14 protein-coding genes and 1 pseudogene are annotated in these 13576 nt (G+C 65.0%); 4 read left to right on the forward strand and 11 right to left on the reverse strand.

The genetic code is table 11. From position 1 onward, the window contains the following. The 5 genes from FBR05_11795 to FBR05_11815 all read right to left on the reverse strand — a co-directional run. A partial coding sequence (locus FBR05_11795; protein ID MDL1872866.1) for a DUF853 family protein occupies positions 1–1132 on the reverse strand: 1132 nt, incomplete at its 3' end. A 10-nt stretch (positions 1133–1142) separates the two neighbouring features. Continuing rightward, entirely contained in the window at positions 1143–2102 is a 960-nt protein-coding gene (locus FBR05_11800) for an aldo/keto reductase (protein MDL1872867.1), read from the reverse strand. A gap of 61 nt (positions 2103–2163) precedes the next feature. Then, positions 2164–3228: a PA0069 family radical SAM protein gene (locus FBR05_11805; protein ID MDL1872868.1), complete on the reverse strand. Its 1065-nt coding sequence runs from the start codon at positions 3226–3228 to the stop codon at positions 2164–2166. Positions 3229–3239: 11 nt separating this feature from the next. Then, positions 3240–4688 (reverse strand): deoxyribodipyrimidine photo-lyase, encoded by a 1449-nt coding sequence (locus tag FBR05_11810; protein MDL1872869.1) that lies wholly within the window; start codon positions 4686–4688, stop codon positions 3240–3242. Then, on the reverse strand, positions 4688–5104 hold the full coding sequence (locus FBR05_11815) for a low affinity iron permease family protein (protein ID MDL1872870.1): 417 nt from the start codon (positions 5102–5104) through the stop codon (positions 4688–4690). Before FBR05_11815 ends, FBR05_11810 begins: the two co-directional genes overlap by 1 nt. Before the next feature lie 58 nt (positions 5105–5162). On the opposite strand from FBR05_11815, the gene FBR05_11820 reads away from it, so the two are divergent. From FBR05_11820 to FBR05_11830, 3 genes and pseudogenes are all read left to right on the forward strand, one after another. Beyond that, a complete protein-coding gene (locus FBR05_11820) occupies positions 5163–6638 on the forward strand; it encodes an SDR family oxidoreductase (protein MDL1872871.1) in 1476 nt (491 codons plus the stop codon). A gap of 14 nt (positions 6639–6652) precedes the next feature. Continuing rightward, positions 6653–6748, forward strand: a pseudogene (locus FBR05_11825) (DUF1801 domain-containing protein). Positions 6749–6812: 64 nt separating this feature from the next. Next, positions 6813–7103, forward strand: coding sequence for a DUF1330 domain-containing protein (locus FBR05_11830; protein ID MDL1872872.1), 291 nt, complete (start codon positions 6813–6815; stop codon positions 7101–7103). A gap of 97 nt (positions 7104–7200) precedes the next feature. Here the strand turns inward: FBR05_11830 and FBR05_11835 are convergent, their stop codons facing one another. From FBR05_11835 to FBR05_11860, 6 genes are all read right to left on the reverse strand, one after another. Beyond that, positions 7201–7434 (reverse strand): thioredoxin family protein, encoded by a 234-nt coding sequence (locus FBR05_11835; GenBank protein ID MDL1872873.1) that lies wholly within the window; start codon positions 7432–7434, stop codon positions 7201–7203. 11 nt (positions 7435–7445) lie between these two features. Beyond that, positions 7446–8099 (reverse strand): winged helix-turn-helix transcriptional regulator, encoded by a 654-nt coding sequence (locus tag FBR05_11840; GenBank protein ID MDL1872874.1) that lies wholly within the window; start codon positions 8097–8099, stop codon positions 7446–7448. A 169-nt stretch (positions 8100–8268) separates the two neighbouring features. Then, positions 8269–9216 (reverse strand): TerC family protein, encoded by a 948-nt coding sequence (locus tag FBR05_11845; GenBank protein MDL1872875.1) that lies wholly within the window; start codon positions 9214–9216, stop codon positions 8269–8271. Positions 9217–9280: 64 nt separating this feature from the next. Further along, positions 9281–10327 carry a glutathione synthase gene (locus FBR05_11850; protein MDL1872876.1) on the reverse strand — a complete coding sequence of 349 codons (1047 nt, stop codon included), beginning with the start codon at positions 10325–10327 and terminating at the stop codon, positions 9281–9283. Beyond that, positions 10324–12234, reverse strand: a complete 1911-nt coding sequence (locus tag FBR05_11855) for a flavohemoglobin expression-modulating QEGLA motif protein (GenBank protein ID MDL1872877.1) — start codon at positions 12232–12234, stop codon at positions 10324–10326. Before FBR05_11855 ends, FBR05_11850 begins: the two co-directional genes overlap by 4 nt. Continuing rightward, entirely contained in the window at positions 12231–12980 is a 750-nt protein-coding gene (locus FBR05_11860; protein MDL1872878.1) for an N-formylglutamate amidohydrolase, read from the reverse strand. The genes FBR05_11855 and FBR05_11860 overlap by 4 nt, the downstream gene beginning before the upstream one ends. A 293-nt stretch (positions 12981–13273) precedes the next feature. Here FBR05_11860 and FBR05_11865 point away from each other — a divergent pair. Further along, the coding region (locus FBR05_11865) for a hypothetical protein (GenBank protein MDL1872879.1) at positions 13274–13576 on the forward strand (303 nt) is incomplete at its 3' end.

The raw sequence follows: 13576 nt of genomic DNA on the forward strand, positions 1-13576 counted from the left end.
CGCGCTGCACCGGCGTCGGCTTCCCGTCGTGATCGAGCAGCGAGACCAGGGCCTCGCCCACGCCGAGTTCGGTAATGGTCTTTTCAGCGTCGATCTCGGGATTCTGCCGGAAGGTCTGGGCCGCCACCTTGACCGCCTTCTGGTCGAGGGGGGTGAAGGCGCGGAGCGCGTGCTGCACGCGATTGCCGAGCTGGCCTAAGACGGATTCGGGGATGTCGAGCGGATTTTGCGTCACGAAGTAGACGCCGACCCCCTTCGAGCGGATCAGGCGCACCACCTGCTCGATCTTCTCCAGTAGGGCCTTCGGCGCCTCCTTGAAAAGGAGGTGCGCCTCGTCGAAGAAGAAAACCAGCTTGGGCCGGTCGAGATCGCCCACCTCGGGCAGCTGCTCGAAGAGTTCGGACAAGAGCCAAAGCATGAAGGTCGTGTAGACCCTGGAGTCGGTCATCAGCTGCGTGGCGTCCAGGACGCTGATCACGCCGTTGCCGGAGAAATCCTTCTGCATCAGGTGCTCGAGGCGCAGCGTGGGCTCGCCGAAGAAGACCTCGCCGCCGGATTCGGACAACACCAGGAGCTGGCGCTGGATGGTGCCGAGGGTCTGGGGGCTGAGATTGCCGTACTCGGACTTGAGCTCCTTCGCGTTGTCGGAGACCCAAGTGAGCATGGCCTGCAGGTCCTTCAAGTCGAGGAGCAAGAGCCCATGGTCGTCGGCGATCTTGAAAACGACCTGCAGCACCCCTTCCTGCGTCTCGTTGAGGTTCAAGACGCGGCTGAGCAAGATCGGACCCATCTCGGAGACCGTGCTGCGCAGCGGGTGGCCCTTCTTGCCGTAGATATCCCAAAAGACCGTCGGGTAGGCGCGGTTTTGGTAGCCGGGGATCTGCAACTCGGCGATCCGTTCTTGGATCTTGCCGGCGGGCTGGCCGACCTGGGCCAGCCCCGAGAGATCTCCCTTGACGTCGGCCATGAAGACCGAAACTCCGGCGCGGGCGAAGTCCTCGGCGAGGCGCTGCAGGGTGACGGTCTTGCCGGTGCCGGTGGCGCCGGCGATCAGGCCGTGGCGGTTGGACATGCGCAATTCGAGCGCCGAGGGCTGTCCCTTGGCGTCCCTGCCTAAAAAGATGGGGGTCATGATCGGCTCCTTAAATCGGAAAGAGGTCGTCTAAGGCCTTCAAGGTCGCCGGCGAAAGGGCGAGCTTGAGGGCCCCCAGGTTTTCGGTCCATTGCTCGACGCGGGTCGCGCCGGTGATCACGCTGGAGACTCCGGGTTGCGCGACGGCCCAAGCCAGGGCCAGCTGGGCGCGGCTGCAACCCAGCTCGTCGGCTATCTGTTTGAAACGCTTCACCTGCGCGACGCGCTCGGGACTCAGAATCCCCTCCCGCAACCAGGCGATCTTGTCCAGGCGCGAGCCCGCCGGAATACCCGCGTCGTACTTGCCAGTGAGCAGGCCGGAGGCCAGGGGGCTCCAGACCACGAGGCCCATGCCCAGCTCGTCGGCGACCGCGCGGACGTCGCGCTCGAACTTGCGGCGCTCGACCAGGCTGTACTGCGGCTGCTCGACCTGGGGGCGGTAGAGGTTTCGCGTCTCGCAGAGGCGATGCGCCTCGCGCAGCTGCTCGCCGCTCCACTCGCTGGTCCCCCAATACAAGACCTTGCCCTGGTGGACCAGGTCGTCCATCGCGCGGGCGGTCTCCTCGAGCGGGGTCTCGGGGTCGAAGCGGTGACAGAAATAGATGTCGAGATAATCGGTGCCGATGCGCTTCAGGCTCTTCTCGACGGACTCGAGGATATGCTTGCGGGAGAGGCCGCGATCGTTGACGTCCTCGCTCATCGGCCAGAAGACCTTGCTGGAGATCACCAGCTCGTGGCGGGGGAATTCGCGCAGGACCTTGCCCATCGCCCGCTCCGACTCGCCCTTGGCGTAGATGTCGGCGATGTCGAAAAAGTTGACCCCGGCCTCGTAGGCGGCATGGATAATGTCTCGAATGGTCTTCTCGTCGGTGACGCTGCCGCCGTAGGTGGTCCAGCCGCCGAGACCGAAGGCGCTGACCTTGGCGCCGCAGCGGCCCAAGAAACGATAAGGCATGTTGGCTTGAAACATGGCGCTACCTTTCGGGTGTCGCGCTAGTGTAGCGAAATTCGCCCAGTCCCCCAATCGGAAATTATCCAAAAAGATTCAGCTGCGGGGCCGCGGGGCGGCGGAAGGCGGCAACGGAGAGTTCGGGCCCCCGATCCTTGAGGCCGGCCTTCTTCTTCCCCATCGCGAAGAGGGCCGCGACCTGCTCGGCGAAGGCCCCCTCCCCGGTCATGCGCCGGCCGAAGCGCGGGTCGTTGAGCCTCCCACCGCGCAGCGACTCGAGGCGGTGCAGGACCTTCGCCTTGCGGTCGGGGAAGTGCTCTTCCAGCCAGTTTTCGAAGAGCCCCTTGAGCCCGAAAGGGAGCCGCAACATCACGTAGCCGGCGAAACGCGCCCCGGCCCGGGCCGCGGCGTTGAGGATGGCCGGGATCTCCGAGTCGTTGAGGGCCGGGATAATCGGCGCGGTCATCACGCCGACTGGCACCCCGGCCTTGGCCAGGGCCTCGATCGCCTCGAGGCGGTGCCGCGGCGAGGAGGCCCGCGGCTCGAGCTTGCGGGCGAGCTCGGCGTCCAGGGTGGTGACGGAAACGAAGACCGCCGCCGCCCGATCGCGGGCCAGATCGGCGAGCAGGTCGAGGTCGCGGGTCACGAGGTGGTTCTTGGTCACGATCCCCACCGGGTTGCGGAACTCGGCCAAGACCTCGAGACAGGCGCGGGTCAAGCGAAGCTTCTTCTCGACGGGCTGATAGCAATCGGTGACCCCGCTCATCGCGAGGACCTTCGGCTCCCATTGAGGCGAGGCAAGCTCGCGGCGCAGCAGCGCGGGCGCGTTTTCCTTCACCATAATCTTCGTCTCGAAATCGAGGCCGGCGGAGAAGCCGAGGTATTCGTGGTAGGGCCGGGCGTAGCAGTAGACGCAGCCGTGCTCGCAGCCGCGGTAGACGTTGAGGCTGGCCTCAAAGGGGATGTCGGGGCTGTCGTTGGCAACGATCAAGGACTTGGAGCTGTCCTTGAAAAACCGCGTCTGCGGCCCGGGCGCCTCCGGGTCGTAGGCCTCGGCGTCGTCCTCCCAGGCGAGCCGCTCGAAGCGGTTGGGCGGATTCTCGGCGGCGCCGCGGCCGCGGGGGGCGGTTTTCAAAAAGTCGTTCATGGATTGCTTTCTTATCGCTTCTTTATCGTCTCGAGGGCCCGCAGCGCAAGATCCCGTGCCGCGGCGTGATCGACGATCGGGCTCGGGTAGTCCTTTCCCAAGACGACGCCGGCCTTGGCTAGGACCTCGGGGGGCGCCTCCCAGGGCCGGTGGATCCAGGCGTCGGGGAGCCGGGCCAGCTCGGGCACCCAGCGGCGAACGTAATCGGCATTCGGGTCGAACTTCTCGCCCTGCGTGCAGGGATTGAAGACGCGGAAATAGGGCGCCGCGTCCGCGCCGCAGCCGGCGGTCCACTGCCAACCGAGGCTGTTGCTGGCCAAGTCCGCATCGACCAGCGTGTCCCAAAACCAACGCGCACCCTCTTGCCAGGGGATCAGCAGGTCCTTGACCAGGAAGGAGGCGACGATCATCCGCACGCGGTTGTGCATCCAGCCGGTGGTCCAGAGCTCGCGCATCCCCGCGTCGACCAGGGGGTAGCCGGTCTTGCCTTGCTGCCATGCCCGCAGGGCCGCGGCGTCACGACGCCAGGGGAATTTTTCAAACTCGGGACGCAGCGGCTGCTCGGCGGTATGCGGGAAGTGGTAGAGGAGATGATGCGCGAACTCGCGCCAGCCCAGCTCGCGCAAGTAGCCCTCGGAGCCGCGCTGGGCGCCCGCGCGGCGGTCGTGCGCGGCGGCCTCCCGGACGGCATGCCAGACCTGGCGCGGCCCGATCTCCCCGAAATGAAGATGCGGCGAGAGCCGCGAGGTCGCGACCCGGCCGGGCTTGTCCCGATCCTCGAGGTAGTTCGACACGGCATCGGCCAAAAATCGTTGCAGCTCGCGCCGCGCCCCGGCCTCCCCGGGGCTCCAGGCCGCGCACATTCCGGTGGCCCAGTTGACCTTAGGCTCCAGCGCGAGCGCTTCGAGCTGGAGCGATGCGATCTTTTTGGAACATCCCTCGAGCCGTCTCGGCTCCGGGGCGGGGGCCGCCGGCTCGGGACGCTGCAGGCAAGACTTCCAAAAGGGCGTAAAGACTTTGTAGGGATCGCCCGACTGCGTCTTGAGCTCCCAGGGCTCGAAGAGCAGCGCGGCATTGAAGCTCTCGGCCTCGAGGTCTTCGGCGCGCAGCGACTCCTGGAGCGCGAAATCTCGGCGGATGAGCTCGCGCTCGTAGCGGCGGTTCCAGAAGACGGCGCCGGCCCCGATCTCGCGCGCGAGAGCCGCCAGGACCTGCGCCGCGGGGCCGCGCCGAATCACCAGCGGAGCACCTTTCTTCTCCAGCGCCTCAGCAAGCGCGCGCAGCGACTGGTGCAGCCACCAGCGGCTCGCCCCGCCCGGTGCCCAGGCCCCTTCCTCTTCCGGCGCCCAAACGAAGGCCGGCAGGATCGGCCCGCCGCGCCGCAGGGCGGCCTGCAGCGCGGGATTGTCCGCCAACCGCAAGTCGAGGCGGAACCACAGGATCGTCGGAGATACGCCCATCACAGCTCCACTTCCACGATGCCTTCGTCCTTGGCGCCGCCGCGCAGGCGCTCGCGGGCCTGCCGCGCCAGCCGGGCGTAGCTCTCGCGGATGCGGTCGAGATCCTGCTCCGTCAGCTCTTCCAGGTCGAGAAGGGCGTTGTGCGCCTCGCGGTTGGCGCGGATCAGCTCGTCCAGCTTGAGGTGCATGGCCTCGCTGTCCCGGTTCTGGGTGTTTTGAATCAGGAACACCATGAGGAAGGTGACGATGGTGGTGCTGGTATTGATCACCAGCTGCCAGGTGTCGCTGAAGTGGAAGACCGGCCCGGTGAGAGCCCAGGCGAGGATAATCAGGCAGGCTATCCCGAAGGCGGCGGGTTGCCCGGCGCGGCGGGCCGCGGCGGAGGCGAAGCGCGCAAAAAGGCCTTTGCGATGCATAGGGCTCCTCCTTAGAATGATGGGCGCGAGTCTACCCGTCCTCGAAAGGAATTGTCCAATGCTCCGCATCCTGGTCACGGGCGCCACCGGCTACATCGGCGGCCGCCTGGTCCCACGCCTGCTCGAGAAGGGACACTTCGTCCGTTGCCTCGCCCGCCAACCCGAAAACCTGAAGGGCCGTGCCTGGAATGGGGCGGAAATCGTCCAAGGCGACGTGCTGAAACCCGAGAGCCTGCGCGAGGCGCTGCGCGGCATCGACCTCGCCTATTACCTGGTGCACTCGATGCGCGCGGGCGAAGCGGGATTCGAGGAGCGGGACCGTCAGGCCGCCCGTAATTTCGCCGCCGCGGCTCGAGACGCGCGGGTGAAGCGCCTGATATACCTGGGAGGCCTCGGGGCCGACGAGACCTCGCTCTCGCCGCACCTGGAAAGCCGCCATGAGGTCGGGGCGCTGTTGCGCGAAGGCGGCGTCCCGGTGACGGAGTTTCGCGCCGCGATTATCGTGGGCTCGGGCAGCATCTCCTTCGAGATGATCCGCTACCTCGCGGAACGCCTCCCCGTGATGATCTGCCCGCGTTGGGTGAAGAGCCTCTGCCAGCCCATCGCCGCGCGCGACGTGCTGGCCTACCTGATCGAGGCACTCCAGCGCCCCGAGAGCGCGGGGCGGGTCTTCGAGATCGGCGGCCCCGACGTCCTGCCCTACCGCGAGATGATGCTCGGTTATGCGAGGGTCCGCGGCCTGCGCCGAAGCTTGATCGAAGTGCCGGTCCTGACGCCGCGACTCTCCTCCTATTGGGTGGATCTCGTCACACCCATCCCCGCTTCCATCTCGCGCCCCTTGATCGACGGCCTCAAACATGACGTCGTCTGCCGCGACCGCTCCGCCTTGGAAGTCTTCTCGGTCCGGCCGATGGGTTACGAGGCGGCGGTACGCCTCGCCCTGGACCGCATCAGCCAGGGACAAGTCGAGACGATCTGGTCGGGCTCCCATACCTCCTTCAAGCCCGGCTCTCCGCCGGCCTCGCGGCTGGAAAAACGGGAAGGGATGATCCTGGAGGTCCGAGAGACGGAGATTGCGGCCCCGCCCGAACGGGTCTTCGAGGTCTTTTCAGGAATCGGCGGCGAGCGGCGCTGGTTCTATGCGAATTGGGCCTGGCGGCTGCGCGGCCTGCTCGACCGCCTGGTCGGCGGCCCCGGGATGCGGCGCGGCCGGCGCAATCCCGACCAGCTGGTTCCGGGCGACGCCCTCGATTTCTGGCGCGTCGAGGAGGTGCTGCCCGGCCGGCTCCTCCGATTGCGCGCCGAGATGAAGCTCCCGGGCCGCGCCTGGCTGCAGCTGGAAGCGGAACCGCTGGCAGGCGCGGACTCCCACTCGCTCTTCGTGCAGACCGCCTACTTCGAACCGAGGGGCCTGCCGGGTCTGCTCTACTGGTACCTGCTCTACCCGATGCACAAGGCGATTTTTTCCGGGCTGTGCCGGGAGATCAAGAGGCGCAGCGAGGAATCCAACAACGACGTCGGCCCCAAACCATGAGGTTCCTCGCACTGAAGGCTCTCCAGGCTTGGTTGAAGAAAGCCGCCGCCATTCAGTGGGACTACAAAAACATTGTGAAGCCCAAGGGCGTTTTGAAACGCTTGAAATAAGGGCCCACCCACGTGCATGAACGGGAAAACGTCCCATCTGCAGCAAATACTCCGGAGGTTCATCATGTCCGCATACTGTCTGTTCGACAACTTGGAAGTCATCGATGCCGCAAAGCTGGAGGAGTACAAATCGCGGGTAGCGCCGGTGGTCGAAAAATACGGCGGCCGCTATGTCGTTCTAGGAGGCAAGGTGGAACTCATGGAAGGCCAGTGGCGACCCACGTTCCCCGTCATGATCGAGTTCCCCAACCTTGACCGCGCGCGTCAGTGGTATTTCTCGGACGAGTACCGGGAACTCAAAGAGCTCCGGCTCTCCGCCATGAAATCCAACGCCGTTTTACTCGAAGGCCTTTGAGGCGCAAATATATGCGCAACGGCGATCTCGGTCGTAGGGGCGAACCTTGTGTTCGCCCCCACCGAGGACAGATCGCCGATATATCGCGCCCCGCACCTCAACGCAGGTCGTTCAACGAGGCCCCGTAATTGATGTGGAAGGGCTGTCCGTCGATAACCAGGGCCGGCACCGACTTGACCCCCGCCTGCTCGGCCTCGGCGAGGCGCCCTTTGCTCTCGCCCAAGTGCACGACTTCCACCGTGTATTGCCTTGGATCCAGCGCGGCGACGAATTGCCGTTCCGCGCTGACGCAGACCGGGCATCCGGCGTGATAGAAGACCGCTTTTTTCATGGCTTCCTCCTTTATCCGTTCGACCATTTGAGAAAATTTTCCCGCGCCTCCTCGGGCGCGGCGGCCTCGAAGTCCGCGCAGTCGAGCCGCAACTGCCCGTCGCCGAAGGCGGCGTCGACGAAGGCGCAATGGTGCGGCCGCTCGGGATCGGCGTGGACCGAGGGCCGGAAGAAGCGGCAGCCCACGCACATCCGCGCCGTCGAGATCTCGCCCCGCTCCTGCAAGCCCCTGATCATCTTGATCAGCGCCTTGAGAAAGACCTCCTGCTCGGCCTCGGAGAGCGAGGCGACCGCATCGAGGAGAAAATCCGGCCAGGTCGCCACCCGCTTCGCCTCCCGCCGGCCCCCCGCGCTCAGACGGATCACCAGCGCCCGCGAATCCGCATGCGACCATCGCTTAGAAACGAGACCCTTCTCCGCAAGGGCCTCGACCGCCACGCTGGCCGTGGCCGGCTTGACGCCCAGGTCCGCCGCGACCTCCCCCAGCCGCAAGTCACCCTTGGCGTTCAGGATCGCCAGGATCTGCCCCTGCGTCGGCGTCAGGGCCCGCGGCCCGGCCTCCCGCCAAGAGGCGCTCTTGAGCGCGAGGGCCAGCTTGGCCAGGCCGGTCAGGACCTTGCGGGGAACGGCGTCTTGGGCCGAGGCGAAGGGTCGTGGCGTTTTCATATATATTTAGTACTACTAACTATTATTTCTTTCCGAAGATATATCAAGAGGAAATTGCGGCGGCGGGGCGAAGCGGCGATCCGCGGCGGATCGACATGGCGAGGTCATCCCTGGGTTGGGACACCGTCGAGGCGAAAAAAAACCGATTAACAGGAGAAAGGCCTGAAACTCAGTGCGCCTGCGGCGGCTCGATGGCCACGGGCGGCTCCTTCTTCGGCCAAAAAACCGAGGCCAAGGACGAGAGAATCAGCGAAAGGGCGATGAAGCCCAAGGCGTAGGCGATGGGGATCTTGTACCAGCCCGACAGGATCATCTTGACGCCGATGAAGGCCAGGATCGCGGCGAGGCCGTAGTGCAGATAGTGGAAGGCCTGCATCATCCCGGCCAAGGCGAAGAACAGGGCGCGCAACCCGAGGATGGCGAAGGCGTTGGAGCTGAACACGATGAAGGGATCGCGGCTGATCGCCAGCACCGCAGGAACCGAGTCGACCGCGAAGACGACGTCGGTGGTTTCGACCACCACCAAGACGATGAAGAGCGGCGTCGCCATCAGCTTGCCGGCCCGCTTGAGGAAGAAGCGGTCTCCCTCGTAATTGGGCGTGACCGGGATCATGCGGCGCACGAGGTTGAGCATGGGGTTCTTCTCGGGATGGATCTCCTTCTCTTGCTCGAAGATCAGCTTGACCCCTGTAACGACCAGGAAGGCTCCCAGGATGTACATGAGCCAATGGAATTTTTCGAGCAGGGCGATGCCGGCGAAGATGAAGATGGCGCGAAACACCAAAGCCCCGAAGATGCCCCAAAACAGTACCTTATGCTGGTAAATCCCGGGTACCTTGAAATAGGAAAAGATCAGGAGAAAGACGAAGAGATTGTCGACGCTTAGCGACTTTTCGACCAGGTAGCCGCTCAAGAACTGCAAGGCCAGGTCGTGGCCCTCCAAGTACCAAATCCCGGCATTGAAAATGAGGGCCAAGACGATCCAGAAGATGCTCCAGAGGATGGCCTCTTTGATGCGGATGGTGTGCGACTTGCGGTTGAAGACCATCAGGTCCAGCAAGAGCATCGCCATGATGAAGATGAGAAAACCGGTCCAGAGCCAGGCTTGTAACGACATGGGAAATTCTCCGGGACCTGTCCTAGCGGGAAAAGCCCGGAAAGATCAAGCGAAAGGCGGACGCTTACAAGGTCGCCATTTCCCGGTTGTCGAAGAGCCGCCGGTAATAGCCCATGTATTCCACCTTCCGCTCCAGAGCCTCGATAACGGCGTGGGTGAAGTTGACGCCCTCGAACTTCTGCGCGCTGCCCAGGCCGCCGGGGCTGAAGACGTTGATCTCCATCAGTTTGTCTCCCACGATGTCCAGTCCCACCAGGAACATCCCGTCCTCGACCAAGCGAGGACGGACGATCTCTGCGATATTGAGCGCGGTATCGGTGATCACGGCCTGGCGAAGCTTGCCGCCGGCGTGGACGTTGCTGCGCATGTCCTCGCCGGTGCGGATCCGGCGGAATGCGGCGTACTTCCCTTTGTATTTCAGCGGTTGGCCGTTCATCAAAAACAGCCGCGTGTCCCCCTCCTCCGCCATCGGAAGATATTCTTGGGCGATGATATAGCCATCCCGGGTCAGGGCTTCGATCATTTGATTGATGTTGGACAAGTCGTCCGACCTCACTAAAAACACCCCCTGCCCCCCGGACCCTTGCAAGGGCTTCAGCACGATATTGCCTCCGTGGGTTTTGGCGAAGGCCTTGATCTCCTCGCGGTCGCGGGTGATCAGGGTCTTGGGCCGGACTTCCTCGGGGTAGAGCTGGAAATACATCTTGTTGAGGGCCTTGCTCAGGCCGTTCGGGTCGTTGAGCACGATGACCCCGTGGCGCATGGCCACCCGCCCGAAGGTGATACCCGCCGCCTGCGCCCAGGCGCGGTGCACCAAGTCCACCGAAGGGTCGTTGCGCAGCATCAGGACATCCAGATCGTCGACGGTGATGCGTTCCTGCCTAGCCTGCTTGCCCTGCAGGTCCCGCAAGAAATTCTCCGAGGACTTGTATTTCTTCTTCGGCACCGTCCGCGCCCGGGCGTGGATGTTCTCGTCGGGGTCGTAGGCGAAATCGCCCGCGCCCAACACCCAGATCTCGTGCCCGCGGTTCAAGGCCGCCATCGCCAGGCGCGTCGTCGTGTAGCCGGGCTCCTCGGTCTGAATGTCGTTGACCACGAATCCCAGTCTCATAGGCCTCTCCTTTTCAGCAGGTCGAGGACGTCGACGCCCCGACGCAGTTGTTCGAGCAATCTCACGCTCTCCGGCCGCTCCATGTAGCGCGGCATCAGCGGCGGCGGCTTCAGGACCTTGCGCCACTGCAGCTCCTGGATGATCGGCACGTGATTGGCCGCGATCTTGCCCACAAAGAGCGGCTCCAGGGGACCCCCGTCGCGCAGGTACCGCGTGATCGCCGTCACCCCTCGCAGGTAGACCGCGTCCTTGGTCAACCCGCCGCCGCGGAAGATGCGCAGCGTGACCGTGAAGGCGCCCTTGCGCTCGAAGCCGTAATCCTCCGTGAGCAGGCGGAAGGTCTCGAGAAAGTCCGCGCCGTCGACCATCGCCTTCGTCGCCACCACGCGGCCGGCCAGCAGGCGCAGGCGCGGGCGGCTCAAGCCGCCCACCAAGTATTCCGCGAGGACGGCGAGGCCCTCCTGCAGCTCCTCGTATCCGGCGAGGCCCGAATAGAGCTGGCGGAATGGCTGGGCGCGGCCATTATAATAGGTGACCAAGTGCGTCCCCACCTCATGATTGAGCAGGGCCTCGACGCGGGAAACCGGAATCTTCGTGTGCGCGCCGACCAAGAGATGGCCGCGGGAGACCATGAGGCCTGAGGCGATATCGTCGCGGATCTCCACCCTCGCGGTGAACTTGGGATATTTATTTCGATAATAAGCGAATTCCTCGCGAGCCCGCTCGGCGAAGGCCTTGGCGTCCAACTCCCAACCGGGGCGCGACTCGCGGCTGCGCGGCGGAAAAGACTTTAGCAGGCGATGCGCGACGGCAAGCAGGCCCGGTCCGGCGCCGCCGTAGAGCTGGAGGCTGCCATAGAGGAAGCGCGAGGTCCCGCGATCGACCAGCATCGTCAGGTCGCGGTCCATCTCCTCCTGCTTCTCGCGGAACAGGGTCGCCAGCGTGGGGTCTTCCACGCGCTCGATGGGAATGTCGTAGAGGCGGCGCTTGAGCAGCGGCGGGTCCACCGGGATGGGGCGATAATGGAAGACCGGCTCCCGCGCGTACTTGTCGCGCTTGAAGGCCAGCCAGGCCTGCTGCGCGTTGACCGGCGTGACGAGCAACAAGAAATCGTAGGCCGAGCTGATCTCGGCCAGTCGGCGGTCGACCTCCCAGACCGCCTTCACCATCGAGCGGCGGCCCAGGGCCAGAAAATGCGGCGGCTGGTGCGTGGTACGGGTCTTGACGAACTCGAAGAAGGCCAGCTTGAAGGCGCGGCCCAGCAACCGCTGCAGGGCGCGGCGCACCAGCGGGAAGCTCTCGCGGGTCTTGGGGTGCAGGTAGATCGGCCGCACCTCGAGGCCGATGAGGTGGCAGCGCAGAGCCGCGGCGCGCTTGGGCGAAAGCAGCGGCGCGAGGCCCTTCGGCCACTCGGGCTCCCCCGGGTGAAACCAAACCTTGGCCTCGCGGCGCGGCCGGGCGCCCTCCTTAAGCGAGGCCTCCAGCGCGTGCAGCGTCGGCGAGAGCTCGCGGCTCTCGCGGGCGCGGATCGTGAAGGCCGGCTGCAGCTCCTCCTGGGTCACCGCGGCCTTGCCCTTCGGCGGCCCCGCCCAGAGCTCGAGCAATAGAAAGGCTCCGAACTCCCGCTCCTGGACGCGGACGATCAGCTCGATCAACCGTTCGAGGCTGCGGCGCAGCTCCGGGGCCGCGGAGGCGACCAAATAGGAGGCCTCGCCGGTGATCAGCCGCTCGGTGCCGCCGGGCGTCTTACCGGGCGGATCGCGGTAGACGCACAGGAAAGGCAGGTGCCGGTCGATGTGTAGGCGGCCGCCGCGCGGGAGGCTGCGGCGCACGGGCCGGCCCTCGGCGAGGCGGGCCTCCACCTCACGGAACCACTCGGCCGTCAACGGCGCGTGCGCGGACTTCATCGCGTCCCTCCCATTTTCGCCAACTCTTCCAGCACGCCGGGCGCGGTCGCGGCCAGGGCGGCGCGGATCGCCTCGATCTTCTTCGGGTCCGGGACCCCGCTCCACTCGTCCATGAAGATCTTTTTGAACTCCAGCGCCAGGGCGCAGCCCGTCTCGGGAAAGGCCTTGTGGACCCAGCGTGGAAAATTCCCGCCGAAAAATTTGACGTTCTCACGCACATCGAGGCGCGTCCCCAGAAAGTCCGCCGCGCTTAAGTCCGAGACGAAGCGCTCGATCAGGCGTCCCCAGCGCGCGCGGTCGGCCGAGGCGGTGCCGACGTTCACCTGAGGATTTTTTTCCGTGTCTTCCGGCGGAGCCGCGGGGTGGCCGCGACGGTGGTTGTAGGAATGGATGTCGAAGAGGACGAAACGGCCGTGCCGCCGCTCCAACCCACGCAGGCGTTCTTCGACGCCCGCGTAAAAGGCGTCGTATTCGCGCAGCGAGTCCCGCAAGATTTTTTCGCTCGGCGGCTCTTTCCAAACCCGCAGGCCCCAGGCGTCCTCCGGAGCGAGGTAGACGGCCCTGTCTCGGGGGCGATTCAGGTCCACCTCGAAACGCGAGCGCGATACCAGAATGCGGTGCGGCGCGACGGCGGTCCACTCCACCGTGAAGGGATCCTCCTCGCGACGGCGTTCCGCCGCGGACAAGGCGAGGCGCTCCGCCACCTCCGGACGCAACTCGTGGCCGTCGTGGATGGCGCTCGCCACCAGCGGGCCCTCCCCCAAACTCCGCCATTCCCAAAAGGGCTGAACCAAGAGACCTCCTTTGCACGGATGCCTAACATTATAAGGAGGGGTCGCCTCTTTTGCCTAAGAGAAGCGTACAGAAAATTTCAAAAAATAATTTTATTGTTTTTCAATAAGTTAGATTGATTTTACCCTTCCCTGGCAACATCCGAAGGGCCCCGTCGAAAATCAGGCATCCAATTCTAATTTCGGGCTCGAAGGCCACGGCTCGACAAAGTCTTAGGGGGACTTTGCGGGCAAAGACGGAGTCCGCCTTGCTCGTCCCTTCCTTGCCCCCTAAACAACCCACGTTGCCAGCGGCAGCGCCACGTCCCAGCGAGGCCCCGCGCTTCGCCTTCCTGCGCGAGGCCTTCCGACAAGATCCCGAGTTCCACGCCCTGCTCCAAGAAAAGGACCCCAGGCTCTTCGCACAGGGCCTCCTGCAATGGGCCCTGCGCCGCGAGGACCGCGGCGACCTAGGCGCCGCCGCGAAGGTCTATGCCGAGCTGGCGGCGAACGGCGACGCCGAGGTCGCGGGGCAGGCCCGACGCCGCCTGGACCTGCTGGAAGGCAAGGGC

It is taken from the genome of Deltaproteobacteria bacterium PRO3 (genome assembly GCA_030263375.1).
Classification (GTDB): Bacteria; UBA10199; UBA10199; order DSSB01; family DSSB01; genus DSSB01.

Excerpts from the sequence above, each read along its gene's own strand:
- FBR05_11800 (MDL1872867.1), bottom strand. The coding sequence starts at position 2,102 with ATGTTTCAAGCCAACATGCCTTATCGTTTCTTGGGCCGCTGCGGCGCC.
- FBR05_11805 (MDL1872868.1), bottom strand. The coding sequence starts at position 3,228 with ATGAACGACTTTTTGAAAACCGCCCCCCGCGGCCGCGGCGCCGCCGAG.
- FBR05_11810 (MDL1872869.1), bottom strand. The coding sequence starts at position 4,688 with ATGGGCGTATCTCCGACGATCCTGTGGTTCCGCCTCGACTTGCGGTTG.
- FBR05_11815 (MDL1872870.1), bottom strand. The coding sequence starts at position 5,104 with ATGCATCGCAAAGGCCTTTTTGCGCGCTTCGCCTCCGCCGCGGCCCGC.
- FBR05_11820 (MDL1872871.1), top strand. The coding sequence starts at position 5,163 with ATGCTCCGCATCCTGGTCACGGGCGCCACCGGCTACATCGGCGGCCGC.
- FBR05_11830 (MDL1872872.1), top strand. The coding sequence starts at position 6,813 with ATGTCCGCATACTGTCTGTTCGACAACTTGGAAGTCATCGATGCCGCA.
- FBR05_11835 (MDL1872873.1), bottom strand. The coding sequence starts at position 7,434 with ATGAAAAAAGCGGTCTTCTATCACGCCGGATGCCCGGTCTGCGTCAGC.
- FBR05_11840 (MDL1872874.1), bottom strand. The coding sequence starts at position 8,099 with ATGAAAACGCCACGACCCTTCGCCTCGGCCCAAGACGCCGTTCCCCGC.
- FBR05_11845 (MDL1872875.1), bottom strand. The coding sequence starts at position 9,216 with ATGTCGTTACAAGCCTGGCTCTGGACCGGTTTTCTCATCTTCATCATG.
- FBR05_11850 (MDL1872876.1), bottom strand. The coding sequence starts at position 10,327 with ATGAGACTGGGATTCGTGGTCAACGACATTCAGACCGAGGAGCCCGGC.
- FBR05_11855 (MDL1872877.1), bottom strand. The coding sequence starts at position 12,234 with ATGAAGTCCGCGCACGCGCCGTTGACGGCCGAGTGGTTCCGTGAGGTG.